The sequence below is a fragment of the Dickeya zeae NCPPB 2538 genome (genome assembly GCF_000406165.1).
Taxonomy (GTDB): Bacteria; Pseudomonadota; Gammaproteobacteria; order Enterobacterales; family Enterobacteriaceae; genus Dickeya; species Dickeya zeae.
The window spans coordinates 3,578,373-3,604,015 of sequence record NZ_CM001977.1; the positions used below are offsets into that span (position 1 = coordinate 3,578,373).

Annotated in this window: 21 protein-coding genes; 8 read left to right on the forward strand and 13 right to left on the reverse strand. The window is 53.9% G+C overall.

Going from position 1 to position 25,643, the window contains the following annotated elements; genetic code table 11:
- Positions 1-59: 59 nt before the first annotated feature.
- Positions 60-1,646, reverse strand: coding sequence for a methyl-accepting chemotaxis protein (locus DZE2538_RS15745; protein ID WP_038916755.1), 1,587 nt, complete (start codon positions 1,644-1,646; stop codon positions 60-62).
- Positions 1,647-1,966: 320 nt separating this feature from the next.
- Between DZE2538_RS15745 and ppa the strand changes: the two genes are divergently transcribed.
- The gene (gene ppa / locus DZE2538_RS15750) at positions 1,967-2,497 is read left to right on the forward strand and encodes an inorganic diphosphatase (protein ID WP_012885989.1); all 531 of its coding nucleotides are present in this window, start codon (positions 1,967-1,969) and stop codon (positions 2,495-2,497) included.
- Positions 2,498-2,642: 145 nt separating this feature from the next.
- Here ppa and DZE2538_RS15755 read toward each other — a convergent pair whose 3' ends face one another.
- The 7 genes from DZE2538_RS15755 to tamA all read right to left on the reverse strand — a co-directional run bounded on the left by DZE2538_RS15755 (position 2,643) and on the right by tamA (position 13,107).
- On the reverse strand, positions 2,643-3,065 hold the full coding sequence (locus tag DZE2538_RS15755; RefSeq protein ID WP_038916756.1) for a nuclear transport factor 2 family protein: 423 nt from the start codon (positions 3,063-3,065) through the stop codon (positions 2,643-2,645).
- Complete coding sequence (locus tag DZE2538_RS15760) at positions 3,062-4,558, reverse strand: tRNA ligase subunit PheS family protein (RefSeq protein WP_038916757.1); 1,497 nt, start codon at positions 4,556-4,558, stop codon at positions 3,062-3,064. The genes DZE2538_RS15755 and DZE2538_RS15760 overlap by 4 nt, the downstream gene beginning before the upstream one ends.
- Positions 4,555-5,616, reverse strand: coding sequence for a cupin domain-containing protein (locus tag DZE2538_RS15765; protein WP_038916758.1), 1,062 nt, complete (start codon positions 5,614-5,616; stop codon positions 4,555-4,557). Before DZE2538_RS15765 ends, DZE2538_RS15760 begins: the two co-directional genes overlap by 4 nt.
- Positions 5,617-5,779: 163 nt before the next feature.
- Positions 5,780-6,811 carry an aminotransferase class I/II-fold pyridoxal phosphate-dependent enzyme gene (locus DZE2538_RS15770; protein WP_038916759.1) on the reverse strand — a complete coding sequence of 344 codons (1,032 nt, stop codon included), beginning with the start codon at positions 6,809-6,811 and terminating at the stop codon, positions 5,780-5,782.
- Between the two features lie 496 nt (positions 6,812-7,307).
- Complete coding sequence (locus DZE2538_RS15775) at positions 7,308-7,655, reverse strand: gamma-glutamylcyclotransferase family protein (RefSeq protein WP_012885994.1); 348 nt, start codon at positions 7,653-7,655, stop codon at positions 7,308-7,310.
- Between the two features lie 2 nt (positions 7,656-7,657).
- Positions 7,658-11,413: an autotransporter assembly complex protein TamB gene (gene tamB, locus DZE2538_RS15780; RefSeq protein ID WP_038916760.1), complete on the reverse strand. Its 3,756-nt coding sequence runs from the start codon at positions 11,411-11,413 to the stop codon at positions 7,658-7,660.
- Positions 11,410-13,107 carry an autotransporter assembly complex protein TamA gene (tamA, locus tag DZE2538_RS15785; RefSeq protein ID WP_050568705.1) on the reverse strand — a complete coding sequence of 566 codons (1,698 nt, stop codon included), beginning with the start codon at positions 13,105-13,107 and terminating at the stop codon, positions 11,410-11,412. The genes tamB and tamA overlap by 4 nt, the downstream gene beginning before the upstream one ends.
- 416 nt (positions 13,108-13,523) lie before the next feature.
- Between tamA and msrA the strand changes: the two genes are divergently transcribed.
- Both msrA and paeA read left to right on the forward strand, forming a co-directional pair.
- Positions 13,524-14,165 carry a peptide-methionine (S)-S-oxide reductase MsrA gene (msrA, locus tag DZE2538_RS15790; protein WP_038916762.1) on the forward strand — a complete coding sequence of 214 codons (642 nt, stop codon included), beginning with the start codon at positions 13,524-13,526 and terminating at the stop codon, positions 14,163-14,165.
- 183 nt (positions 14,166-14,348) lie between these two features.
- Entirely contained in the window at positions 14,349-15,665 is a 1,317-nt protein-coding gene (gene paeA, locus DZE2538_RS15795; protein WP_019843523.1) for a polyamine export protein PaeA, read from the forward strand.
- A 78-nt stretch (positions 15,666-15,743) separates the two neighbouring features.
- Here paeA and DZE2538_RS15800 read toward each other — a convergent pair whose 3' ends face one another.
- Together DZE2538_RS15800 and cysQ are read right to left on the reverse strand one after the other, a co-directional pair.
- Positions 15,744-15,950 carry a DUF1107 domain-containing protein gene (locus tag DZE2538_RS15800; RefSeq protein WP_012885999.1) on the reverse strand — a complete coding sequence of 69 codons (207 nt, stop codon included), beginning with the start codon at positions 15,948-15,950 and terminating at the stop codon, positions 15,744-15,746.
- Between the two features lie 423 nt (positions 15,951-16,373).
- A complete protein-coding gene (gene cysQ, locus DZE2538_RS15805) occupies positions 16,374-17,114 on the reverse strand; it encodes a 3'(2'),5'-bisphosphate nucleotidase CysQ (protein WP_023640648.1) in 741 nt (246 codons plus the stop codon).
- 231 nt (positions 17,115-17,345) lie between these two features.
- Here cysQ and DZE2538_RS15810 point away from each other — a divergent pair, with 231 nt between their 5' ends.
- Positions 17,346-19,292, forward strand: a complete 1,947-nt coding sequence (locus DZE2538_RS15810) for a bifunctional 2',3'-cyclic-nucleotide 2'-phosphodiesterase/3'-nucleotidase (RefSeq protein WP_038916763.1) — start codon at positions 17,346-17,348, stop codon at positions 19,290-19,292.
- A gap of 138 nt (positions 19,293-19,430) precedes the next feature.
- Positions 19,431-20,096: an iron-sulfur cluster repair protein YtfE gene (gene ytfE / locus DZE2538_RS15815; protein ID WP_019843520.1), complete on the forward strand. Its 666-nt coding sequence runs from the start codon at positions 19,431-19,433 to the stop codon at positions 20,094-20,096.
- Positions 20,097-20,183: 87 nt separating this feature from the next.
- Here ytfE and DZE2538_RS15820 read toward each other — a convergent pair whose 3' ends face one another.
- Together DZE2538_RS15820 and fklB are read right to left on the reverse strand one after the other, a co-directional pair.
- Positions 20,184-20,552: a DUF2502 domain-containing protein gene (locus DZE2538_RS15820; RefSeq protein WP_016940458.1), complete on the reverse strand. Its 369-nt coding sequence runs from the start codon at positions 20,550-20,552 to the stop codon at positions 20,184-20,186.
- A 329-nt stretch (positions 20,553-20,881) separates the two neighbouring features.
- Complete coding sequence (gene fklB, locus DZE2538_RS15825; protein WP_019843519.1) at positions 20,882-21,502, reverse strand: FKBP-type peptidyl-prolyl cis-trans isomerase; 621 nt, start codon at positions 21,500-21,502, stop codon at positions 20,882-20,884.
- Positions 21,503-21,921: 419 nt separating this feature from the next.
- Between fklB and DZE2538_RS15830 the strand changes: the two genes are divergently transcribed.
- On the forward strand, positions 21,922-22,665 hold the full coding sequence (locus DZE2538_RS15830) for a LysM-like peptidoglycan-binding domain-containing protein (protein ID WP_038916764.1): 744 nt from the start codon (positions 21,922-21,924) through the stop codon (positions 22,663-22,665).
- Here the strand turns inward: DZE2538_RS15830 and DZE2538_RS15835 are convergent.
- Entirely contained in the window at positions 22,649-23,020 is a 372-nt protein-coding gene (locus DZE2538_RS15835; RefSeq protein WP_023640653.1) for a DUF488 domain-containing protein, read from the reverse strand. The genes DZE2538_RS15830 and DZE2538_RS15835 overlap by 17 nt on opposite strands.
- Before the next feature lie 226 nt (positions 23,021-23,246).
- On the opposite strand from DZE2538_RS15835, the gene DZE2538_RS15840 reads away from it, so the two are divergent.
- Together DZE2538_RS15840 and DZE2538_RS15845 are read left to right on the forward strand one after the other, a co-directional pair.
- Positions 23,247-24,182 carry a dihydrodipicolinate synthase family protein gene (locus DZE2538_RS15840; RefSeq protein ID WP_201765534.1) on the forward strand — a complete coding sequence of 312 codons (936 nt, stop codon included), beginning with the start codon at positions 23,247-23,249 and terminating at the stop codon, positions 24,180-24,182.
- 370 nt (positions 24,183-24,552) lie between these two features.
- The gene (locus DZE2538_RS15845) at positions 24,553-25,599 is read left to right on the forward strand and encodes a LacI family DNA-binding transcriptional regulator (RefSeq protein WP_019843515.1); all 1,047 of its coding nucleotides are present in this window, start codon (positions 24,553-24,555) and stop codon (positions 25,597-25,599) included.
- Positions 25,600-25,643: the final 44 nt, after the last annotated feature.

A 25,643-nucleotide genomic window follows, 5' to 3' on the forward strand; every position in this document is an offset into this window, starting at 1 on the left:
GGCCGGTCGGCCGCTTTTTTTATCATGACTATGATTCTGTCATGATTATGAACGGTGGCTTAGTAACGCCCTAATGCGGCCATCGTCTGCGGCTCCAGCCGGAACTGGGCCATGCTGGCCGCCAGTTCACGCGCCTGTTCTTCCAGCGATCGGGTCGCTGCCGCCGACTCTTCCACCAGCGATGCATTCTGCTGTGCGACGGAATCCATCTGCGATACGGCCTGGTTTACTTGTTCGATACCGTTGCTTTGCTCGCGAGTCGCCGTAGAGATTTCACGCATCAGCGTTGTCACCTGGGATACGGACAAGGCCACCTTACTCATGGTTTCCCCGGCAATACGGGCGATATCCGTCCCTTCGTTGACCTGAACTTGCGAATCCTGCATCAGCACTTTAATTTCTTTGGCTGACTGAGCACTGCGTTGCGCCAGATTGCGCACTTCACCGGCCACCACCGCAAAACCGCGGCCCTGCTCTCCGGCTCGTGCCGCCTCTACCGCCGCATTCAGCGCCAGAATATTGGTCTGAAAAGCGATACCGTCGATCATCGCCAGAATGTCTGCCACGCGCGCTGCCGTGGTGGAAATCATCTGCATTTTATCCAGCATCTGGTCAGCGGCTTCACGCCCTTTACCTGCAATATCCGAGACCTGCTGTGCCAACTGGTACGCCTGATCGGCGCTATCGGCATTCAACTTCACGGTAGACGCTAACTGTTCCATACTGGCGGCGGTCTCCTCCAGCGAGGCCGCTGACTCTTCGGTGCGCTCAGCTAAATGGTTATTGCCAGATGCCAGTTCGCTGGTGCCAACATCAATCTGGCTACCTGCGTCACGCACTCGCCCCACCGCAATAGCCAGCGACTGTTGCATGGATTTCATCGCCCGAATCAATCGGCCGATTTCATTGTTACCGCCATCCTCAATCGTGCGTGACAGATCGCCTCGCGCAATGACCTCAAGCTGCTGTACCGCACCGTCCAGCGGACGTAGCACAATCTGCCGGATGGCCCACCAGGCTACACTGGCCAGCAACAGTGCGATGGCAAAGACCCCCCCCATCGTCCACAGTCGGCTATAAGCCAGCTCGTCCGCTTGCAGCAACAGCGTTTCCCCCACCTGCAACGCAAAAGTGCGGAAATCGGTGATGGCTGAATCCATGCTGATACTCAGCGCTGGCAGCGTATCCTGCATCAGGGAGTAGTAGGTATCCAGGTTGTCGCTCTTTAACGCGGCAACCAACGGTGCCATGCCCTGACGATCATAGGCGTCATACGCCACTTTGATCTGTTCAGCCAGTTCCGCACCGCGTTTGGTCACCGTGCCATACGCCAGAAAACGCGCCATCTCCCGACGCGACAGGCTGGCATAGTCTTCGACACGCCGAAGGGTATCTTGTGCTTTGTCAATCGACCCGATCTCATAGAGTCTGGCGGCCTGTGACGCCGCCGTTCTGGCCCGCAACGCGGCGGTATAACTCGACGACAGGGCACTGAGTTCCTTGCCCTGAATTTTGTCGATAGACACTAATGACCGGTTCCCCTGGCTAATCGCACTGGTGCCGATACCCACGACAATTGCCAACAATACCAGCATAATGCCCCCCACAGCCAACAGGCCATGCCTGACCGTAATGCTCTTTAGCATCCGTACTTTCCCCTGTAATTCAACATCGTAAAAAACAACCAATAATCAAATAACGCTCCCGCCTCGTTGCCCGGCGCATCTGCCGATACGCCATAGCGCCTGTCTGGTGACACGATTCAGGACTGACGTTTATCGGAATGCGGCTGATTGTCCTTTAATTAGATTAATTATTTAATTTCCATTAATTAGCACTATGTGGAATCCGTTTTGACAGGCACACCATAGACCGCGTGCGCCCACCCTAAAAAACCACGACTTTCGCCATCAGTTGGCTATAATGAGCGCCACTCCATTCTGGTTTGAAGAAGAAGGAAACCGACATGAGTTTGAATAGCGTACCGGCGGGTAAAGACCTTCCGGAAGATATTTATGTAGTGATCGAAATCCCGGCTAACTCTGATCCGATCAAGTACGAAGTGGACAAAGAAACCGGCGCCCTGTTCGTAGACCGTTTCATGTCTACCGCCATGTTCTATCCGTGCAACTACGGCTACATCAACCACACCCTGTCACTGGACGGTGACCCGGTTGACGTGCTGGTGCCGACACCGTATCCGCTGCAGCCGGGTTCGGTTATCCGCTGCCGTCCGGTTGGCGTACTGAAAATGACCGATGAATCTGGCGAAGATGCCAAAGTGGTTGCGGTACCGCACACCAAGCTGAGCAAAGAGTACGACCACATTAAAGATGTGAACGACCTGCCGGAACTGCTGCGTGCCCAGATCGGTCATTTCTTTGAGCACTACAAAGACCTGGAAAAAGGCAAGTGGGTTAAAGTGGAAGGTTGGGCTGATGCCGCCGCTGCGAAAGCCGAAATCCTGTCTTCTTTCGAGCGTGCTAAAAACAAATAAGGCGCTGTGATGATGTCTTTCGCGTTTTGGTTACGACAGTCACATGACCAGTAGCCAGCAACAGAAAGTCAGCAACGCCTGAATAACAACACCGCCGATGGCGGTGTTGTTGTTTATACCTCAGAGACAATCTCCATCACCGGTCTTACTCTTCGTCAAACGCAGGCCGCCAGGAGCTGCCAACGCCAAACTCCGCTTCATGCGCTGGCCGGGCCGTGACGGTGTCGTAAATGATGTGCAATTTTTCAATCAACCCTTCACTGTTCATTTCCAACACATCGACACACTCAAAATGCGCTGGCTCGCCGGAAGGCAACGTCCATCTGAATTTGAACCAGATGGTAATGAGCGGCCGACCGTCCACCTGCGACCCCTTCGTCACCCCCTTCAGATTGATTTTCGCACGTCCGGTGTCTTTGAATAACGCGGTATAGAAATCAACCGCTTTTCTCGGGCCGTACAACGGTGAAAATACCACCCCATCGGGGGTATAGAGATCGAGAATGGCGCGAAGATCGCTCTTCTCCAGTGATTCAAGGTACGTTTTAGCAATCTGATCCGGTGTCATTGTTTTTCCTCCTGAAGCGTAATGTCCATCGTAATTTCACCGGCTGCCAACGGCTCGGATAGCCGCCATGCAGCCAGTACATGAGTTGCCAGTTGACCGACGTGGCCGACAATATCGCCCGCGTCGGTCACCAGTGTGGTTGCCCCCGATGCCGCCCAGGCAACCTGGTCATCCACATGGCAGTGGACAACAACACCTCGCGCCGCCAGCGCCGCCCGCATCGCCACTAACAATTGCTCTTTGCTGCGCCCCAACGCTGCCAGATGAAATGGCTGCTGGGGGATGGCCGAGTACAACTGTGCCAGGTGTTCGTCAGACGGCGCGCGGCCGGTCGCCACGCTCGGGGCAAGCGGCAATCGAGCAGGTAAAAACACACGTGCACGTTCAAAAATACCGCCGTAATGCAGCGGTAATGCGGTGCCTTGTTGCTGCCACAGGGTCAATAACCCTGGTAACAAGAGCGGTTGCATCACCGGCTCAATACCCTCTATCGGGTCGCGCAGTTGCCAGTAATTGGCCAGCGTGTCCGGTAAGGTAGCGGGTTGTACGCAAGCCAACGCCTGCACAGAGGTAAACGGAAAGGTCGAGACCTGCACCAGTCCCCCGGTCGCCATCGTCCAGTCGGTCTGGCTATCAATGTCATGCGTGCCTGATTTTTCCGCCTCTGCCGTGGGCAAGTCCATCGCCCTGCTGCTGGCATAGGTCAGGTCGCCATTCACGATCGGCTGCAAATCTTGCAAACCGTCCCTGAGCATCAGCGTGCGTTCCACCCCAATGCCAAATGAAAAAGCGCTAAACGCGTCAGGGTCGACACCGCAATTGATCAGCACATCCCGATGCACCATGCCGCAGCCACCCCATTCAATCCACCCTTCACCCTGACAGGTCGGGCACGTGGCCGACTGCCCATGGCACTGATTGCATTGAATATCAATTTCGGCTGCCGGTTGCGCGTAGGCAAACTCATAAGGCCGTAACCGTGTCACCACCCCTTGCCCAAACAGCGAATGCGCCAGTTCATCCAGCAATTGCTTGAGGTTATCCATCGTCAGATGGCGGTCTACCGCTAACCCCTCCAGTTGATTGAAGACCGGGCTGTGCGTGGCATCAAGCGCATCAGGCCGATAGGTGCGGCCAATATGAAAGCGATATAATGGCGGCGATTGCGTCAGCAAGGTACGCGCCTGTACTGGCGACGTATGCGCCCGCAGCACCAACCCGGAACGCGGCCGATGTCGCTCAGGCTGTTGTGCTGGCGTCGTTAACTCGCCGTACTGCTCTGCGGCTGACTGGGTCAGGTAAAAAGTATTGTCCGAAGTACGGGCAAAATGATCGTCAGCCATATTCAGCACATCGAAATTGAACCATTCGGCTTCAATTTCTGGTCCATCCATCGGGGTATAGCCACACGCCTGAAAAAAACCGGCGATCTGTTGCCTGAGCAACGTCAGCGGATGCAATGAACCTCGCGGAGGTTGGCTACAAGATGTCATGATGAAGCGCCCTGCAATGTCCAGGCGGCGATACGCTCATGTACCAAATCCATCATGTCCCAAGCCTGACGGCACAACGGCAGCAGCGATTGTATTTTTTCAGCGGGCAGGCTGTGGAGGTAAGCCTGACCGATAGACCGATGGTCATCATCCGCTTCGGCATGCACATCAAAATAATCGCCTTCAACCTCGGGCTTATGGAATATTTCAGAGGTGGCAAGGCCAAATACGTGACCGCTCGACTCGACGACCAGATGCACCACCACCACTTTCCCTGCTTCATCCTGTTGGTACATCTGAGAGACAAACCAGTTACCGCCGGCTTCCAAAATTGGGTCGTAAACCTCGTCATTAATCTCATAACGCACGCGCAATAACTCATCATGCCCCACTTCTTCCATGAAATGACGCTGATACTCCTCCTGCAAAGCCGGGGTGATGCACAGTGCCTGACGAGCCAGCACCATTTTCTGAAAATAACGTGACCAGACATATAAGGCTGATACAAAACGTTGACGTAATTGCGCGTCTTTCTGTAACCGGCCGGAAGAGAATAGCTGAAACAAGGCATTGGTCTGGTGACGCCCCACCAGCGTTTCGTTCACCTGATAGAGGTTATTTAGCGCATCGCTGAATGTTACCCTTGCCTGTTGTTCATCTTCATATAATCCCTTACCTTCAAATTGAATCGACAAACCATGAAAGGTTTCGCCCTCGCGGGTGGTAAAACCGTGGTTGCGGAAGGGTTCGACACAAACGATATCCCCCTCATATAATTGACGAGGCTCATCTCCCGTTAATTGCACAGAACCACTACATACAATAATCATGGATTTTGTCGGGTGTTGATGGACATCCAGTGTCTCGCCATCGGTTAAACGCACCCAGGCAAATGACAAGCGACCTGACTCGGGAATGAAATGAGCCAGATTTTCATTGCGTCGAAAATCACGATGCTGCCCCAATAAATGCTTTTCACCATTAACATCCACATGTGTAATTGCACGAATTTGTTCACGCGCAATAACATGGGTAACGGCATTTTGTTCCTTATTCATATCCAACGACTCCTTGTAATTACAGTTATTATATTTCGTTTTATTGACAACAACGGTTAAACCACAAAGATTAGCCATACGGCCTTTCATTCGTGTTCATAAAGTTTTTTATAAAAAAGGTTGGTACAGATTATGTCATATCAATACATTCAAATAATCACGGTTATTCCAACACCCGCAGCAGATTATCCATTACCTCGGGTGCAGCCAGTGAAATACGAATATAACCGATAAGCCCCATCGGATTCGGTAGCACATCAAACCCGGCATTCAGTAACCGGGTTGCCATCGATTCGGGTGCTTTAATGGTAATAAAACCCGCATGGGCAAACACGTTTTCAATTTCAGGAATATTTTTCAGCCGTAGCGCTACCCGTTCGCGTTCCTGAATAAAAAGCAAAATTTGTTGTTTTAATTGCCCGATATTTGAGAGTACGGCTTGCGCCTGCTCAATGACCGGCTGAGGAAGTGCAAAGGGAAGGCGTACCTTCATCATGGCTTGAATCAGTTCAGGCTGTGCCAATACCGCCCCCAGACGTAACCCAGCCAACGCCATGGCTTTGGACAAGGAACGCACCACAATCAGTTGCGGATAGTCATGAATTAAATGACGAAATGAACGTCGGGAGGCATATTCTACATAGGCTTCATCAATGACAACCAACCCTGAGAAATTCTCCAGCAGGTGAATAACCTCAGCCATAACCAAGCTACTGCCAATGGGGTTATTAGGGTCACACAGCAATATGCCTTTCGCCTGACTCGCCTTTATCCTGACCAGATCAAGGTGATTAAACTCATCACCTAAAAGCGGGATAGGTTCAACATGAACAGAATAGGCCGTAGCCAGTTCGTCAAACAAACGGAAATTGGGTGGTGTGACAATCACACTGTCTTGTCGCGGTTCAAAGAACGTTCGAAAGATTAAATCCAGGCCATCAGAGGCACCACGAGTCATGAGCACCCAGTCCGAATGCCATTCCTGATTACCTTGATAGTCCTCTATCTCTGCCAATGCATTAAGATAACGGCTGGCGAGTGTTGGATAGACATTCGCAGGGTAACGATTTTGCTGACCACCAAACGGATTTTCGTTATCTCGCAGATTAACCATGCCTCGTTCTTCTGAACGGGAAGAAAAACTGAAGGCGGGCTTCATACTGTTAATCACATCCCTGACCAGTGATTTTTTCATTTTCGTCCTTGTGTTAGTGAATTACAAATGGTGTGCGATGCCTTTTCTTTTATTCGTATCCATATTAATTCTTCCCCTGCGATAGCAAATAAATATAACCAACAAAAAACAAATCAATATAAATAATAATAGCAACCCCAGGTGAAAGGTGCTATTCCCCCAACAATAATCAACATAACAAAAATAAATAACAACTAACCCAAAAAGCAAATAAGAGTGAATTAGTGTTAATAAATTTTATTATTGAATCAAAATCACCACACTGTCAAGCATCATAAAAAACAAAATAACGTCACAAGAACAACAAATTTTTTACTCAAAAACCAAGAATATATATAAAAAATATCAACGAGATTTCTTTACAAAGAAAGAATTAATAAACACAAACAACAAATCAAGAAAAATAAATAAGAGAAAGTGACTATTGATAGAAATAAATAATCCCGGTTAACGTTATTCGCTACCGGGATTATGTAGAGTATGACGAGATGGTAGGTTATGGCTCTTCGTTACGCTTCAACCAGTCGCCGCTGACGATACGACGTAAGCCAGTAACCGGGCGCTGATACAGGTAAATCCAGGCGCTGCCATAAGGCGTGGCAATCAACTCACGCTGGTAAGCTCCGCCTCCCCGCTTCAGTTCATCCAGTTCGGTCAGAATAGACGAACTGATGCGGTACACTTCGCAGTAAATCTCTCCTTCGCCTGCAACCGCCGCCGGATAGTGTCCCAGATCGTATAACTCATACCCTTCGAGCTGGTGATCCCCTAACCACTGAGCGTTGGTCATCCAATGACTGTTTCCCTGTTTGCGCCGTAAACTGCCGTAGACAATAATTCGCATTGCTAAAACTCAAACTGATAGAGCACATCGAGTGCCTGATTCACACCAGACACCGCTTCCAGATATAGTTTTGGCATTAAACGGTAACGTAAGGTTAACGTTGCCAATGAGTCGAACAGGCCGACACCATATTTGACCTGCAGGCCCGGAAGGACGTAACCGCTGACAACAACCTGCGATTTGTCGCCAACTCCCTGTGTATCCAGAGCTAAATTGCTTACGCCAAAGGCCTCGCCGATTTTACCCACAACTTGACCACTTTGTGCAACCCCTAAACCAATCAAGGCCGATGTCATCATCGAACTATCCGCGCCACTACTGTTCAAACCCTGGCCGCGCAGCAGGTAAGACAGCGCTTCCTCCTGGGATAACGTCGGTTCCGAAAACACATCCAACTTAGGTGCATTGGCGGTACCGGTGACCCGTACGCCAACCGTCACGCTGTCTGCGGTATTATCCGGGTTGCGAATAGCTTCGATATTTAACACCGGCAGCGTCGGCGGCCCGGAAAACAGCAATAGCCCTTTACGCACTTGCAGATCCTGCCCATAGGCTTTGAAGCGACCTTCCTGCATCGAAATCTGCCCGTTCAGCCCCAACCCTTGTTCATCCTGCGAGACTTTCAAATCGCCATGAAGACGGGCTCGTAACCCATAAGCATCCAGCCAGACATCATCACCCACCCGGACAATCAGGTTGCTGGCGATGGGAATCCCGCGGGCAACGGTTGCAACCGGTTGACGCCGCGCATCCAGAATCACTTCATCCGAGGAGACATCCACCGCACTGGCGGGCATATCGTGCACCACAATCCGCGCCCAGGGGATCGTCACCGTACCGTTTAGCGACAGTAGCTGTGGCGTCGCCTCGAACACGATATCCGGCGACACATCCAGCCGAGCCATTGGCGGTACGGTCACCCGCATACGATCACCGTTAACGGCAATCCGCGCTCGCCAGGCATCGAATACCGACCAGTCGGCGTTCCCCGCCAGGGTTATTTGCCCCTTTGTGGTACGGAACACACCTTGCAATGTCGAGGACATACCGTTGAACACCAACGCTAACCGGCCACTGGTCAAATCAACGGGCATCCAGTTACCATCCACATCAAGGTTATCCAGCGTGAGTTGCCCAAACACCTGCGGACGTTGCAGGTCACCGCCCAACCGCAGATCAGCATTAACAACCCCGGCGGCTTTCTCGTTTTGACGCAGCATCGGTCGCAGCAAGTCGAGTGACAACGCATTTAGCGTCACCGTACCACTCAGATTACGGCGATGCTGCGGATCGGTAATACTCACATCGCCCCGGAAACGGCCATTACCCTGAATGCCCATCAACCACGCCAGGCGCGCCTGCCCGTGCTCTAATCCGGCATCCAGGGTCAACGTGTCAAACGCTACCGGCAGCGTGCCGCCTTCAACCTGCTGGCGAACGGTGACACCCTGACCCGCCAGCGTGACGCGTGCCTGGGGCAAACCACCGTCGGCCTGCCAACTGACTTGCGCATTGCCGTTCACCGTACCACTCACCGCCGTCTGCTGGCCGATAAACGGTGCCAGCATCGCCAGATTAAACCGGTTAAGCGTCACGCTTGCCTTGCCGCTGGCTCCCGCCTCAATCGGCTGAGGTACGCACAATTCAGCATTAGGGTTACGCCAGCAATGCGTTCCTATCGTGACGGTCTGCGCCGCAACCCGATAGACCAGCGACATTGACGGTGCCAGCCGCCATTCGCCGACCGGGGTATCAAACCGCGTATCGCTCAGCTCCCCCTGCCAGCGCTGCTGTGCACGGTCGAAGTGGCCGCTCAATAACAACTGGCCGCCTACTGGCTCACCGTTCAGGGTGACGCGTAGCTGGTGCTGACTCTCATCACCGGTCGCCCGGACATTCAGCGACGCCAGCCGCACATCCCCCTGCGTCAGTTGCTGCACCTGTAACGTCAGTGTGCCCTGTACCTGTTTATCCGATTGCACGTCACCCTTGAGTGTCAGTTTACCGAGGCTCAGTTCCTGCCAGCGCAACGCGGTGGCGGAAATATCTGTCTGCAACTGTGGTGCCCCACGTTTGCCCTCCAGCCGCAGTTTCCCCGTTATCTGTCCACCCAGGCCGGGCAGTATCCCATTGAGCGACGGCGCATTAATGTCACCGCTCAATCGCCATTGGTCTTTCAATTCCCCCTGCAACGTCAGTTGGTTACGCCCCAGCGAGAGCGTCACCCCCGGAATCGACCACTGACCGTCGGCATTACCGCTCACTGCCCCTTTGGCGCTCAGTTTGTTCTGCCGGATTTGCCCATCCAGCGCCAACTGCGGTACATCAAACCGCCATGACTCTCCCGCCAGGCCGCCATTAATGGTGAATACACCGTCCAGCTGTGCTGGCCACTGTGGCCATTGCTGCGCGGTATTGATACCTTTAAGCGCCAGATTACCGTTCCAGGTTATCGCATCACGCCAGTCCAGTTGACCGGTTATGTCCGCCGTTCCCTGCAACGCCGCCAGCCGTAGTCGTGCCAGCGAGAACTGTTGTTCACTGCCCTGACCATCGAGCGTCAGGGTACCGGGTGGCAGTTCACTGCCACGGATATCCCCGCGTAGCGACAGTGCATAATCCGTCACCTTTCCGCTGACATTCAGTTGTACTTCATTGAACTGGTAAAGCGCGTCACCGGTTAGCGGCCAACGCAGTTGCGGTGTGCGCACGCTCAGGTTAAGCGGCAGGCCGGGTTCAGCCAGCGTGGTCTGGATATCGACCTGCGCCCGCTGCGGGCCAGACAGGTTTATTGCCAGCCGTAGCTGCTGACGCAGGCTACCATCAGCGGTCAGCCGTATGCGCTCCCCCTTGAGCTGATCGCTATTTAGCATACCGTTGAGGTTAAGCGTGACCGGCCAGTCGCCCGATAAGGTCGCGTTGCCATGCGCATACAGTGCGCCCTGCGGCGATTGCACCGTGAGTTGCTGCAACGTCAGCGTCTGCTGCCGGGTAGCTGCCTGCAGTTGGACGCGTGAAATCACTACCGGTTGGCTTCCTACAACCTGCCATGACTCCCCTTGCACATCGGCAATGGTGAGATCTAACGGCAAAGTAAACTCTGGCATCGCTGGTAGTAGCGGTACGGAAAACAGCGCATGTAGTGTTTCGCCCAGCGGCGGCGGCTTCACCGCGCTCACCGGCGGTGCAGATGGCGCTTTCGCTGTGGCAGGCAGCGAGACAATGAGGCCTGACACCTGTGTCGGCAACAACGTCAGTGAACGCCCCTGCCAGTTCAGCGCAGTTTGCAGCGAGTTCAGCGACACATCGGTGCCATCAACCACAATGCGACTATCGGTCAGACTGATGTGATTCAGCGCCATCGCCACCGGTGCAAGAATTTCGGTTACCGGTGCGCTTTTCACCGGTGGTTCGGGTTCGGCCGGTGGCAATGCCTGGGTATTGATAGCGACCATCAGCCCCTGCAACGACAGGTCATCCAGACACAGCTGACTGCGCCACAGGCATCCCGGTTTCAACGCCACATGCACGCGCTCTGCCTGCACGCTGACGCCGGATGACTGGTAGCGTATGGCATTGAGCGTCAAATCCCGCCAGCCGCCTTCGACGGCTCCCATTTCCAGCCCCGGCACCCAGCGCGTAGCCGCGCCAAGTAACAGATGTAACCCTGGCGTGGTGGTCACCAGCAGTATCACTGCCAGCAATAATGCCAGCACCCCCACCATCAGGCCAATGCCGGCTTTTTTCATCCTGCTCATAATTCCGGTCCCAGCCCGATATAAAACTGCAATCCACGTTTATCGTTATCGCCAATCGGCCGGGCGATATCCAGCTTGACTGGCCCAACCGGCGAAGCCCAGCGCACACCAATACCCGCGCCTGTTTTCAGGTTGGTGCGAGCCAGATCATTGACGGCTTCGCCACTGTCGATGAAAACGGCTCCCCACCATTTCCCCGTGACGTTGTACTGGTACTCCAGCGATCCTGTTGCCAGCTTCGAGGCACCGGTGAGCTTGCCGTCGCTATCGCGTGGAGAAATGGATTTGTACTTATAACCGCGAATGCTGCGATCGCCACCGGCAAAGAAACGCAGCGAAGGGGGAACGCGCGAGAAGCTACCGGTTTCGATCCAGCCCAGATTGGCGCGAGTCACAAAACGGTGTTTTTCTGCCAGCGTTCGGATCCAGACGTTTTGTGCCTGAAATACCGCAAAATCAATATCCGATCCCCACAAGGTATTGGAGACATCCACCGAGTAACGCTGGGTATCGCCCCAGTCGGGCATGAGCCCACCTCGTTGTCGGGTACGATTGAAACTGACGCCAGGGTAAAGCAGCATCGTCGTGTTGGTGACGTTGGCCTGAGTGAAGTGATCCAACGTCCAGCGCATGTTCACAGCCCGCTGCCAGCCGCTGGAAAGCTCCCAGTAACGTGCCAGATTGAATGTCGTCGAGTCAGACTGGGTATCGTTGAGATCTTCGCGCTTGAAGCCCCCCTGCGCCAGATAGTACTGCTCCAGCGGGCTTTTCAGCAGGGGCATTTTGTAGCTGAAATCCAGTTGCTGTTCCGGCGCAGATACGCTCAGGCTGCTTTCCAGACTGTGGCCATAATCGTTCACCCAGGGTCTTTTCCAGGTTGTTTTCAACCGTGGCCCAACATCGGTGGCATACCCTACCCCGGTTTCCACATTATTGCGGGTACGCGGCGTCACCACCGCCTCTAGCGGCAGGACTTTACTCTGGCGACCCTGTTCGAAATCCGGCGAGACGACCGCAGAGTTAAACCAACCGGTGGCAGACAAGCGCCGGTTAAACTCCCCCAGTTGTTCTACCGAGTAAGCATCGCCCTCGCGAAAGGGCACCAGATTGTGCAAATACGCCTGCTGAATCTGAGAGCCACGAAAGTTCACCTTGCCAAAGCGATAGCGGGTGCCGCTGTCATAATCGATGTCCCACCAGGCCTGATGGGTAGAGGGCATCACCCTTAACTGACTTTGAGTGAAATGGCCGTCGAAATAGCCCTTACGCATCGACAACGTATTGAGTTCGCTTTTGAACGCATCATAATCACCGTGATTGAGCGGACTACCGACCGCAGGCCGACGTTGTCGCACCAGCTTTTGATAATCCTCATCCTGTTGTGCACCACCGCGAATAGCGATGCTGGAACCAGCGATGTTGACCGGCTCTCCCGGTGTCACCGTGACCTTCAACACCGGGCGGCCACGTCCCTGTGCTGGAATGAACTCAAAGCGGATATCCGGGTCGTAGTACCCCAGCGCACGAAGCCCCTTGCGGATAGCTTCATCAACCCGGGCACGAAAACGCCCATCAGCATTAACTTCATCCGGGGTGATAGTAGAAAGGCGTGCCCGCACATTCTTCTGCAACTCCCCGTCCAGCCCGGTAAGCTGAAGACGCACATTCGATGCAGCCCATGCCGACGTCGCCATCAGTAGCAGGCTTCCTACGCTTAACACCCGGCAGAACACGGCGCTACGGCGGCAAAATCTATTTTTTATCCTGATAAAAATTGTCACGTAACTTCCCAGTAGCGTCGGAAAAATCGACGTATTTTCTGAACAACAACAGACAGGTATCTCAGTAACGATAGAATTAGTTACCGCTGTTAACTATAGATAGTCGTCGCTATACCGACAACGCCATGATCCTGAAAGCCACCCACACCCGGCACAATCGCCCGGCAATGCGTACACTTCAGTCAGGGGCCACCGCCTCAACGACATACTCGCTGTCGATACCCGTACCGTTGTCATATACCTATGCTATTTCGCCATAAAGACAGAGCGCATTAACTCGGTTATGCTCTGAAAATGACGAAATACAGGGTGATAATCAGGAGCCAAACGTGATAGTGAATTTTGACAAGACCCAGTTGATCGACAAGTCAGATGCCCTGCCAGGCCGCACGACGCCGATGCCGGTCGCCCGCCTGCACGTGGTCAACCAGCACTCCATGACCCACGTTCCGGACCACATGGAGGTGGCGATTTTCGCGATGGGTTGTTTCTGGGGCGTAGAGCGCCTGTTCTGGCAACAGTCAGGGGTGTACAGCACTGCGTCAGGGTATTGCGGCGGCTATACCCCCAACCCGACGTATCGGGAGGTGTGCACCGGTAAAACCGGCCATGCCGAAGCGGTACGGGTGGTGTTTGACCCGGCTGAGGTGAGTTACCCCCAGTTGTTGCAGCTGTTTTGGGAAAACCACAATCCCGCGCAAGGGATGCGTCAGGGCAACGACATCGGCACGCAATACCGTTCCGCACTCTATACGTTAACGCCAGAGCAGGACGCCGCCGCCAAAGCCAGCTACCAGCGCTTTCAGCAGGCCATGCGCGAAGCGGGCGATAACCGTGCCATTACCACCGAAATTCAACCCGCCGGGCCGTTTTACTACGCCGAAGATGAGCACCAGCAATACCTGCACAAAAATCCGCACGGCTACTGCGGACTGGGCGGTATTGGCGTGTGTTTACCGCCGCAAGGCTAAGGCTGGCGACGATTTCATCGCACCTGTTATACTGTGCGTCCACAGGACCGGTTTCCGGTCCTTTTTGCGGTGCAATCGCACTCCTATTTCGGTGCCGAAGCACCCCTTATTGCGGTGCCACAGCACCCATAATGTGATTCCCTTTCAGAGGTTCGCCGTCCGCGACGACTGTGCGAAAAAACTATGTTAAACAGTCTGTTAATTATTTTATGTCTTATCGCCATTAGTGCGTTTTTTTCCTTATCGGAAATATCACTGGCCGCTTCGCGCAAAATCAAACTGAAGCTGATGGCCGATGAGGGAGACCTGAATGCCCCGCTGGTCCTGAAATTTCAGGAAACGCCGGGCATCTTTTTCACCGTCATTCAGATAGGCCTCAATGCGGTTGCAATCCTCGCCGGTATCATCGGCGACGCGGCATTCTCCCCGTATTTCGAAGTGCTGTTTACCCGCGTTCTGCCGCCAGACATGGTCGCCCGGGCCAGTTTCATCTGTTCGTTTGTGCTGGTGACCAGCCTGTTCATCCTGTTTGGCGACCTGACACCGAAACGCATTGGTATGATTGCCCCGGAAGCGATTGCCATTCGGATCATCAACCCCATGCGCTTCTGTCTGTTGGTATTCCGCCCGCTGGTGTGGCTGTTCAACGGCCTGGCTAACCTGATTTTTCGGCTGTTCAAATTACCGATGGTGCGCAAAGAAGACATCACACCGGATGATATCTATGCGGTGGTGGAAGCCGGAGCCCTGGCCGGCGTGCTGCGCAAACAGGAACATGAGTTGATCGAAAACGTATTCGAGCTGGAATCCCGTACCGTACCGTCCTCCATGACCTCGCGTGAAAGCGTGGTCTATTTCGATTTGCACGAAGATGAAGCGCAAATCAAAGAGAAAATCGCCCACCAGCCGCATTCCAAGTTTCTGGTCTGCGACGGCACCATTGACCAGATTGTCGGCTATGTGGATTCCAAAGATTTGCTGAACCGGGTGTTGGGGAACCAGAGTCTGGAGCTGACCAGTGGCGTCCAGATTCGCCCGGCGCTGATGGTACCGGATGCCCTGACGCTGTCAGAAGCGCTGGAAAGTTTTAAAACGGCAGGAGAAGATTTTGCCGTTATCCTCAACGAGTACGCGCTGGTGGTAGGGATTATCACCCTCAACGACGTGATGACAACGCTGATGGGCGACCTGGTTGGACAAGGGATGGAAGAGCAAATTGTCGCCCGTGACGAGAACTCCTGGCTTATCGAGGGGGGCACACCAATAGAAGACGTGATGCGCGCCTTGAGTATTGATGAGTTTCCTCACTCTGATAATTACGAAACCATCGGCGGGTTCATGATGTATACGCTGCGCAAAATCCCCAAACGTACTGATTTTGTCCGTTACTCTGGGTATAAATTTGAAGTGGTGGATATCGACAGCAACAAGATAGACCAGTTGCTGGTGACCCGTCTGGAAGAAAGAACAACGGTTAACCCCGAAACGCCCCCGGCCTAAGCCAGCCTTCACCGTTCAGTCGCTACCAATAACAACGGCCCGTCAAAGGGCCGTTTTCCTGTTGCTGAAGAGGGTTCGTCAACCCAGTTCAGCCTGCAATTTCAGTACCTGACGGTTCACTTCAGACATCACCACCAGATGCTGTTTATCCTGCGTCTTGGGCAGCAGGATGCGCCCCTGATCAAATTCAAAAGCGCCAATCCCGTTAATGTAGAGCCTTCCACGAAACAGGATTTTCACATACTTGGCGACCTTCAGGGGATTGTAACGCTCGAAGATCCTCATCGTCTTCCTCTCCTCCCGTTTTTATTCGCCACGCACCCCGTTCCTGATTCAGGCCGGAGATATCCTGCGTGGCAATCATGTACTACTGATTAGTGCCTTTATTCTGTGGTTAGTTCCCGCAACAACAGAATTATTTATGGCATTTACATAATTTTACCGAATAGACTAATGCCATAATTTTTAAATCAGTATAAACCTTCAAGGTATTACCGTGTGTGCGGTATGCCGCAAACTCGGGCATACCGCCGCACTCGTGTTAACGGCCGCCAATCTACCGGGAAAATATGACCAAAAAACGACAGTACATCGTGCGTCATGTTAAAGATGAAAACGTAAAGAAAGGTATCGCAGCAGGCGCGTTGGCTGCTGCGATATCAGCGGGAAGGATCAGGCTGGCACATCACGACCAGTAGAAAATACGCCTCAAAACAGCGATACACGAAATCCGGGGTTCAGGAAGGACTCACGCGGCACATAGGAGAGCTCACGCCCCTGCCAGTCGTGCACTTGTGCACCGGCGGCCAGTGCTACCGCATGCCCGGCGGCGGTATCCCAGATATTCGTCGGTCCAAACCGCGGATACAGTTGCGCTTTGCCTTCGGCTACCAGACAGAACTTCAGCGACGAACCGATAGAAACGGTCTGGTGTTCACCTAACTGGCGCAGATAATCCTCCAGCTCTGCGTCGGCATGGGAACGGCTCACTACCACCAGCGGCGGCCGGGCATCTTTCACCCGAATCGGACGGCGCGCACCCTGTTCCTCTTTCCAGGCATTGCCCTGTGCGGCGGCATACATCACACCCGTTACTGGCACATACACCACCCCCAGCACCGGTTTACCGTTATCAATCAACGCAATATTGACGGTAAACTCACCGTTACGGTTAAGAAACTCCTTGGTCCCATCCAACGGGTCCACCAGCCAATAACGCTGCCAGTGCTGGCGTTCGGACCACCCCTGCGGGTCCTCTTCCGAAAGCATCGGGATAGTGGGGTGCAGTTCCGCCAGCCCACGCGCAATCACTTTATGCGCCGCCAGGTCAGCCGCCGTCACCGGCGAATCATCTTTTTTATGCGCTACATTGAGCGGCTGATGGCCGTTATATACCTGCATGATGGCCTCTCCCGCCTCACGCGCCAGTTGGCAGATCGGTTCTAACATCGTTTCACCTCGTTATCTGTACAGGCCATTATTATGTCTGTCCCCGGCATTCTATCCTTTAATAAATCGCGTTGCAGGACGGCGGGTATATGTCATGCTTCACACTTCAGACTGATATTTAACACTATATTCATCAAAATCTGCGATATAGATTCAGGCTTCGCCGCCAGTACATCGGACAAATGACCAGCGGCGAAGCCCTATTCATACCTCGTCACAGGAGCGACCTTTATGAAGCATAAGCTGGTGCTGAGCCTGCTTGCGATGGCTATCGCTACCGCTACTCAGGCGGCGACCGTCGATTTACGGGTGCTGGAAACCACCGATCTTCACAGCAATATGATGGACTATGACTACTATAAAGACAGTCCAACGGATAAATTCGGACTGGTCCGTACCGCCAGTTTAATTCAGGCCGCTCGTCAGCAGGCCATCAACAGCGTGCTGGTGGACAACGGCGATATTATTCAAGGCAGCCCACTGGGTGACTACATTGCGGCCAAAGGATTACAAAAAGGCGATGTACACCCGGTCTATCTGGCGATGAATACGCTGGATTACGCCGTCGGCAATATCGGCAACCACGAATTCAACTACGGGCTGGACTACCTGCACAAGGCCTTGTCTGGTGCCCACTTCCCTTATATCAACGCCAACGTGCTGGATGCCAGTAACGGCAAACCACTGTTTACACCTTACCTGATCGAAAAGAAAACGGTGAAAGACCGTGACGGTAAGCCGCATGAACTGCGCATTGGTTACATCGGTTTTGTCCCGCCACAAATCATGGTGTGGGACAAAGCCAACCTGAGCGGTAAAGTCACGGTGGCGGATATCACCGAAACCGCGAAAAAATGGATACCGGAGCTGCGCAAACAAGGGGCGGATGTGGTGATTGCCATCCCGCATTCCGGCCTGTCAGCTGAGCCGTACAAAGCGATGGCGGAAAACTCGGTCTACTACTTAAGCCAGATTCCCGGTATTGACGCCATTATGTTTGGTCACGCTCACGCCGTGTTCCCGAGCAAAGATTTTGCTGGTATCCACGGTGCCGATATCGCCAAAGGCACGCTCAATGGCGTACCGGCGGTGATGCCCGGCCAGTGGGGTGATCACCTTGGGGTGGTCGATTTGGTCTTGAACAATGACAGCGGGCAGTGGAAAGTGGCCGAAGGCAAAGCGGAAGCCCGCCCGATCTTCGACAAAGCCCAGAAGAAATCACTGGCGGCGGAAGATGCACAACTGGTTAACGTACTGGCGGACGCCCACCAGAAAACCCGTGAATTTGTCAGCCAGCCTATCGGTAAATCCTCCGACAACATGTACAGCTACCTGTCGTTGATTCAGGACGACCCGACCGTACAGATAGTCAACAACGCGCAGAAAGCCTACGTCGAACACTTTATTCAGGGCGACCCGGATCTGGCGGACCTGCCGGTGCTCTCCGCCGCCGCGCCATTTAAGGCTGGCGGTCGCAAAAACGACCCGGCCAGCTATGTGGAAGTCGAAAAAGGCCAGTTGACCTTCCGTAACGCCGCCGATCTTTACCTCTACCCCAATACGCTGGTGGTGGTGAAGGTCAAAGGCGAGCAGGTACGGGAATGGCTGGAATGCTCAGCCGGTCAGTTCAACCAGATTGATGTGCATAAACGCGAACCACAATCGCTGATCAACTGGGAAGGGTTCCGCACCTACAATTTTGACGTGATTGACGGTGTCAGCTACCAGATAGATGTCACCCAGCCCGCCCGTTACGACGGCGAGTGCCAATTGATCAACGGTAATTCGCACCGTATCAAGGATCTGACCTTTAACGGCAAACCTATCGACCCACAGGCCACGTTCCTTGTCGCCACCAATAACTACCGCGCTTATGGTGAGAAGTTTGCCGGTACCGGTGAAAAACAAGTCGCGTTCGCATCACCGGATGAAAACCGTGCGGTACTGGCTGCCTACATCAGCACTGAAACGAAAAAATCCGGTGAGGTGAAACCGTCGGCGGACAACAACTGGCGTCTGGCGAAGATTACCAGCGATACACCGTTGGATATCCGGGTGGAAACCTCTCCATCGCCGAAAGCCGCCGCATTCATCAAGGAAAAATCGCAATACCCGCTCACCCTGGTGGGCAACGATGATATCGGCTTCGCCGTGTACCGTCTGGATCTGCAAAAATAACCCATCATCACACCGCGCCGATGGGCGCGGTGTTTTCATCATCCTCTTTCTCCCGGTAATCCTTTTTAGGGATAGCTAATTTTTAAAGATGCATTTAAAATACATTTTATAAATGACACCGTTCAGAGGGTACCCACCATGCACTACCGCGACCAATCATTAGGCGAGCTGGCCATCACCATCCCTCGCGCTACCGCACTGTTCCGTGAATTCAATCTTGATTTTTGTTGCGGCGGCAAACAAACGCTGCTGCGTGCTGCCACCAAGCGGGCGCTGGATATCGATATGCTCGAATCGCGTCTGGCCGAGCTGTCGACACAACCATCCACGGAAAAAGACTGGCAACAGGCCTCTCTTGGCGAAATGATTGTGCATATCATCAGTCGTTTCCACGATCGTCACCGTGCACAGTTGCCGGAACTGATTCGGATGGCGGAAAAAGTCGAACGCGTACACCACGACAAGCCAGGTTGCCCGATTGGGCTGACGGCTCAACTGACGCTGATTCACGACGATCTGACACAGCACATGATGAAAGAAGAGCGGATCCTGTTCCCAATGATCCAGTCCGGTATGGGCGCTCAGGCCACTGGGCCGATTTCCGTCATGGAACATGAGCACGACGACGCCGGTCAACAGTTGGAAGTGGTCAAAACCCTCACCAACAACGTGACCCCGCCGGTCGGCGCTTGTACTACCTGGCGTGCGCTATACACCGGTATCAATGAATTTATCGACGACCTGATGGAACATATCCATTTGGAAAACAATCAGTTGTTTCCACGGGCGCTGAAGGGCGAATAACCGCTGTTACCCGCCATGTAGCCGCTAAAAAAAACCGTGCTCTGTCAGAGCACGGTTTTTTATTTTAGGGTCGCTATCAATCACGGCTTACCAGCGCGGGCCACCGTGATGAGGGCCGGGGCCCCATCCCCATCCTGGACCACGCGGCCCGGCAGGAACGACATAAACCGGCGGCGGAGGCGGTGCTTCTACCACCACAACTCGGCGTGGCGGCGGGGGCGGTGCATAGTCGTAATATTCGTAATAAACCTGGCGGGCATGATGGTGGCGACGGGCGTACCAGCTATCCGGGTCACACCACCGATTACCGTCCCAGTAATAGCCACGAGTATCACGATCGCCGATGTGCAAAGACACACCAGGCAATGACAGACTCAGGCTATCAGCCTGTGCGGCAGGCATTGCTGACAGCAATAAGCCTGTCACGATGGCACCCAGTAAAAGTGGCTTAATCATATTGTTAACCTCTGATTCACCGCAACGCGGCGGATGAGTCACTTATACGGCGCGCTACCTTCAGTCGCTATCAGAAAATGGCTAAATAATAATAACTTCAGGAAAGCAATTCTGGCCTGGCGCCGTTGACTGCACACCAGTATAAAAAAAGAATCGTCAGCCCACCTTTACCAGGTGTATCCATCGGTTACACCACGACGTATTTGCACAGCGGCATGAACCATAATCAATGGGAAATGAGCAATTGAAAAGCGATGAGGTCGGCGTCATTAGCTAACGCCTGCGAGGGGCAATCTGCCGGGTCACGACGTCCCCGGCAGAGAAGACACTTACAGGATTTCCAACAGTTCCACTTCAAAAATCAGGGTACTGAACGGAGGAATGGACGCACCCGCGCCACGTTCGCCATACGCCAGATTCTGAGGGATATAGAGTTCCCACTTAGAACCAACCGGCATCAGTGTCAGCGCTTCGATCCAACCGGGGATCACGCCGCTAACCGGGAATTCAGCTGGCTGACCGCGCTGTACCGAGCTGTCGAACACGGTGCCGTCAACCAGGCGGCCGGTGTAGTGAACCCGCACGCGATCCTGACGGGCTGGAATCGCGCCGTCACCTTGTGTCAGAACACGGAACTGCAAACCGGATTCGGTGCTGCTTACGCCTTCTTTAGCGGCGTTGGCATCCAGAAAACGCTGGCCTTCAGCCGCCAGTTCACGCTGACGTTCACGACGCACCGCATCCGCCCGCTCATGCACTTCACGCAACGCGCGATGTACCACATCAACCGGCACCGCAGGCGCTTTACCTTCCAGCGCATCACACAGCCCTGCCAGCAGCGCATCGGGGATCAACCCCTCCAGACCGGATTCCTGCAGTTGTTGACCAATCTGCAGGCCAATGCCGTAGCTTGCCTGCGCTTCGACGCTGTCATAAGAAGGCGTTGTCATGAATGTTCCTTTAATCTAAAAAATATGAAAGTGCAGCATAGCAGTGAGTCGATTGAGGGTAAAACGTTCTGTCGTTATCTTGTTTCGCCGTCGCTCGACCTTGCGTCAAACCGTTCATGTTTACGGCATCAGTTTCCAATGACGGCGGCCTTAACTGGTTATCTGTCACCAATTACCGATATAATTATACCCAAAATAATTCGAGTTGCGGGACAACACGCTCGCGTGTTGAACAACGCGATGCGTTGGCCCTTTAGGGCAAGGCTCGTTAGAGCCTTGTAACGCGGCAAGAGAGCGAATCCCGATGAGCTTACTCAAGTAAGTGACTCGGGTGAGCGAGCGCAGCCAACACACCTGCAACTTGAAGTATGACGGGTATAGGCTGTTTTTACCTTTATACGGTTCTAAGAGAGGTCACCATGGGCAGAATCGCGCCCAGGAGAAAACAATCCAGGAGAGATCAATCCCGGAAAGAGCAATCCACCTGGAATCCCCTGACGTTATGGCAGTCTTGCCTGAACTGGCTGGCTCAGCGACGTCAACACAAGGCGATGCCAGATGAACCGGAAGAACGTGCAGAGGAAGCCGTCGAGGTTTCCCCGGATCCTGCTCCACGCCACTCGCATCGCAGACATTCATCCTGGCTGCGGACAGTGTGGCACCTGCCGGATGATTTCAGTTGGATGGACCCGCTGCCCTATTTTCACCGTCGCTGTATTCTGATTCTGTTGTGCCTGCTGTTACTGGTACTGCTGTGGCCGACCTCGCCTTCAGCACCTGCGCCGTCCCGTCAGGTGGACGTCCCGCTCAGCTCGCAGAATGCGCCGATACAGGCACAACTGGTGGACCCTAACGCCACCGACACCGCTAACCAGACGTCGCGCCCGGCGACATCTGGTGCCCACTGGCAGTCCTACCAAATCGCCTCCGGTCAGACGCTGGCGCAGTTATTTCGCGACAATAACCTGCCCGTCAACGATGTGTTTGCTATGGCGCAAGTCGAGGGCCAGAACAAGCCACTCAGTAATTTGCGGGCCGGACAGAACGTTCGCCTGCAACTCAATACGCAGGGGATGGTAAGCCAGCTTGAAATCGACACCCCGGATGGTCAGCAAGTCCAGTTCACCCGGCAACAAGACGGCTCTTTTATTCGCGTTCGCTAAGCGTCAATTGCTCAACAAGAAAATCACGCAAAACCATGGCATGATTTCGCTGCGTATCCCGACTGCCATATAGCAGCGTTATCGGCGCGTTTTGACACAACAGCGTTATCAACGGTTGCCACGCGCTATGCTGACGGAGTTCCGCGCGGTACAGCCCAACGAAAGCATCCCACTCGACCGGGTTGGCATGATACCAGCGACGCAGTTCATGACTGGGTGCCACATCTTTAAGCCAGACAACGCCAGCCAGACGACTTTTCGCCACACCGCGCGGCCATAGCCTATCTACCAGAAATGCCGCCGGTTCCATCGGCTGATGTACGTCATAGACGCGCATCAGGTGTATCAAGGTCATTTCCTCCCTCCTTATGACTGAATTGATTTCGCCTGTTGATCATACTCGCGGGGTGGCGTCACGTCGTGCGTATCCACCATTAACAGATGATCCTCTGCTGAATAGATCCAATTTCTCGCAAAACCCTCTTGACAGGATCGGTTGCTTTGATAAAAACTGCAAACGTTCCCGCAAACGTTTTTGATAAATTGCACTCGACAGTACCCTATAGAAAAAAGAGGACGTTATGAAAAACATCAATATCGATTTACGTGGTCTTAACCCAGCACCAATCACCCCATTCACCCGTGACGGGGCCGTCGACTATGCGGCTTGTAAAAAATTAGGCAGTTGGCTGGCTAGCATCGACGGTGTGAAAAGCCTCACCGTGTTAGGGCACGCCGGGGAAGGCACCTTCCTGTCGCAAGACGAACAAATGAAGGTGATTGAAGCCTTTGCCGAATCAGTAAACGGCGCGATTCCGATTATCGCTGGCATCACGCTGGAAGGGACCGCTGTCGCGGCAGAAGAAGCCAAGCGCGCCATCAAAGCCGGTGCATCGGCAGGGTTGCTGTACCCGTCCCACGGTTGGCTGCGTTTCGGTTATCAGAAAGGCGCACCGCAGGATAAATACCGTCATGTGTATGAAGAAAGTGGTCTGCCGCTCATTCTGTTCCAGTATCCCGATGCGACCAAATGTACTTACAACCTGGAAACGATGCTGGATATCGCGGCACAACCCGGTGTATTCGCCATGAAAAATGGGGTGAGAAACATGCGCCGCTGGGACACTGAAATTCCTGTCATCCGCCGCGAACGCCCTGACCTGCAAATCCTGAGTTGCCACGATGAATACCTGCTATCAACCGTATTCGATGTGGATGGCTTCCTGGTCGGTTATGGCAACATTGCCCCCGAACTGTTGGTTGACATGATTAAAGCGGGTAAGGCGAAAGATTATGCTGCCGCGCGCGCTATCCACGATCGCCTGCTGCCGGTGACGAAAAGCGTGTACCACCGTGGTTCTCACATGGAAGGCACAGTGGCATTGAAACATGCGCTGGTCGCAAGAGGGATCCTGGATCATGCGACGGTTCGTTCCCCGTTAATGCCGTTGGAACCCGGTGCCGCAGACGAAATCATGACGGCGGTCCGCATGGCGGAGCTTCCTCGCGTTGGCTGATGCGTTCGACGCTCATCTCTACTATCAGCCCAATTATCAGGGTGCCCGCCTGCACAGGGTACGGGCACCCTGCCATTCTGATCTGACGCGCCCTGTTTGCGTGGCCTTGCGCTTCCCTCCACCACATTTACTCGCGTACCGACCGCCATACCCTGTCGGCACTACGCCTTGATTCACGTCATAGCGCTATCTGCGGTGTATTACCAAAAATATAGCTAATTCACCGGTGCCACTACATAATAACAGCGTGCAAAACAAGCAATAAAACAGACACACTCCAGACGGCTGAAGGCATCCGGACAGCGTGGATAGCCTCAAATACCGGAGTTTTATCGGGGAGGCTCCCCTACTGATTACGACGAAGGATGACATGGACTCAAACGCATTTTCGCCACCTGGCGCCAACCGGAAGCTGAGCAATAAACCGGTAACACTGCAGGACGTGGCAACCGCGGCTGGCGTCAGCGTTTCTACTGTGTCGCGCGTACTGGACGAACGTCTGCCCCCATCACGCAGTAAAGCCGCCCAACGGGTCAGAGAGGTCGCACAGGAGCTGGGGTACCGCCGCGATATTATGGCATCCAGCCTGCGTCGTGGTGGCACCGGCACTATCGGCGTGCTGGTGCCGCGTTTAAGCGACATGGTCATGGCGCTTTTATACGAAGCCATTTTCCGCGCCGCAGAACGGCACGGTTACTTCACTATTGTCGCCACGTGTGGTGATGACCCGGTGCAGGAAAAGCAGGCGGCAGAATCGTTGCTTGACCGCCGAGTTGACGGTTTGATTCTGGCTACCAGCCGACTGGATGACCAACTGCCTGCGGAATTACGCCAGCAGCAGATCCCCCATACTCTGGTGTTGCGTACCGATGGCATTAGCCCTTCTGCTACAGGCAACGATGAGCAGGGGGGTTATCTGGCCACTCGTCATCTCATCGATTTAGGTCATCGGGATATCGGCCTGATTGCAGGCCCTAATTTCACCTCGGGAGCGCGTGATCGCCGTCTGGGGTTTCAGCGGGCGATGCAGGAGGCGGGGTTGCCAATACGACCCGAATGGATCCGCGAGTCTGGTTTTGGGATTGAGTCCGGGGAACAACAAGGGTTAGCACTGCTCACACCGGCAAACCGTCCCAGTGCCATTTTTGCGATCAATGATGATCTGGCGATAGGCGTGATGGCGGCAGCGCACCGTGTCGGCCTGACAATTGGTCAGGACCTGTCGCTGGTAGGGTATAACGATATTCCGCTGGTCGCGCGCCTGCCGGTGCCGCTCTCATCAGTCCACGTGCCGCTGGATCATGTCGCCTCACTGGCCGTCGACCTTTTGCTTTCTCCTCCACAAGGCGCTAACACCATCAGTCGGGTTATCCCAAGCCTGATTCCACGCAGCTCCAGCGCGCCATTCAAACGCTGAGTAATGCGCCATGGCCGCTCTGTTTATCAGAGCGGCCTGCGCTC

What these genes read in the sequence shown, in the direction of transcription:
- DZE2538_RS15745 (WP_038916755.1), bottom strand. Translation starts at nt 1,646, where the DNA reads ATGCTAAAGAGCATTACGGTCAGGCATGGCCTGTTGGCTGTGGGGGGC.
- ppa (WP_012885989.1), top strand. Translation starts at nt 1,967, where the DNA reads ATGAGTTTGAATAGCGTACCGGCGGGTAAAGACCTTCCGGAAGATATT.
- DZE2538_RS15755 (WP_038916756.1), bottom strand. Translation starts at nt 3,065, where the DNA reads ATGACACCGGATCAGATTGCTAAAACGTACCTTGAATCACTGGAGAAG.
- DZE2538_RS15760 (WP_038916757.1), bottom strand. Translation starts at nt 4,558, where the DNA reads ATGACATCTTGTAGCCAACCTCCGCGAGGTTCATTGCATCCGCTGACG.
- DZE2538_RS15765 (WP_038916758.1), bottom strand. Translation starts at nt 5,616, where the DNA reads ATGAATAAGGAACAAAATGCCGTTACCCATGTTATTGCGCGTGAACAA.
- DZE2538_RS15770 (WP_038916759.1), bottom strand. Translation starts at nt 6,811, where the DNA reads ATGAAAAAATCACTGGTCAGGGATGTGATTAACAGTATGAAGCCCGCC.
- DZE2538_RS15775 (WP_012885994.1), bottom strand. Translation starts at nt 7,655, where the DNA reads ATGCGAATTATTGTCTACGGCAGTTTACGGCGCAAACAGGGAAACAGT.
- tamB (WP_038916760.1), bottom strand. Translation starts at nt 11,413, where the DNA reads ATGAGCAGGATGAAAAAAGCCGGCATTGGCCTGATGGTGGGGGTGCTG.
- tamA (WP_050568705.1), bottom strand. Translation starts at nt 13,107, where the DNA reads ATGGCGACGTCGGCATGGGCTGCATCGAATGTGCGTCTTCAGCTTACC.
- paeA (WP_019843523.1), top strand. Translation starts at nt 14,349, where the DNA reads ATGTTAAACAGTCTGTTAATTATTTTATGTCTTATCGCCATTAGTGCG.
- DZE2538_RS15800 (WP_012885999.1), bottom strand. Translation starts at nt 15,950, where the DNA reads ATGAGGATCTTCGAGCGTTACAATCCCCTGAAGGTCGCCAAGTATGTG.
- cysQ (WP_023640648.1), bottom strand. Translation starts at nt 17,114, where the DNA reads ATGTTAGAACCGATCTGCCAACTGGCGCGTGAGGCGGGAGAGGCCATC.
- DZE2538_RS15810 (WP_038916763.1), top strand. Translation starts at nt 17,346, where the DNA reads ATGAAGCATAAGCTGGTGCTGAGCCTGCTTGCGATGGCTATCGCTACC.
- ytfE (WP_019843520.1), top strand. Translation starts at nt 19,431, where the DNA reads ATGCACTACCGCGACCAATCATTAGGCGAGCTGGCCATCACCATCCCT.
- DZE2538_RS15820 (WP_016940458.1), bottom strand. Translation starts at nt 20,552, where the DNA reads ATGATTAAGCCACTTTTACTGGGTGCCATCGTGACAGGCTTATTGCTG.
- fklB (WP_019843519.1), bottom strand. Translation starts at nt 21,502, where the DNA reads ATGACAACGCCTTCTTATGACAGCGTCGAAGCGCAGGCAAGCTACGGC.
- DZE2538_RS15830 (WP_038916764.1), top strand. Translation starts at nt 21,922, where the DNA reads ATGGGCAGAATCGCGCCCAGGAGAAAACAATCCAGGAGAGATCAATCC.
- DZE2538_RS15835 (WP_023640653.1), bottom strand. Translation starts at nt 23,020, where the DNA reads ATGACCTTGATACACCTGATGCGCGTCTATGACGTACATCAGCCGATG.
- DZE2538_RS15840 (WP_201765534.1), top strand. Translation starts at nt 23,247, where the DNA reads ATGAAAAACATCAATATCGATTTACGTGGTCTTAACCCAGCACCAATC.
- DZE2538_RS15845 (WP_019843515.1), top strand. Translation starts at nt 24,553, where the DNA reads ATGGACTCAAACGCATTTTCGCCACCTGGCGCCAACCGGAAGCTGAGC.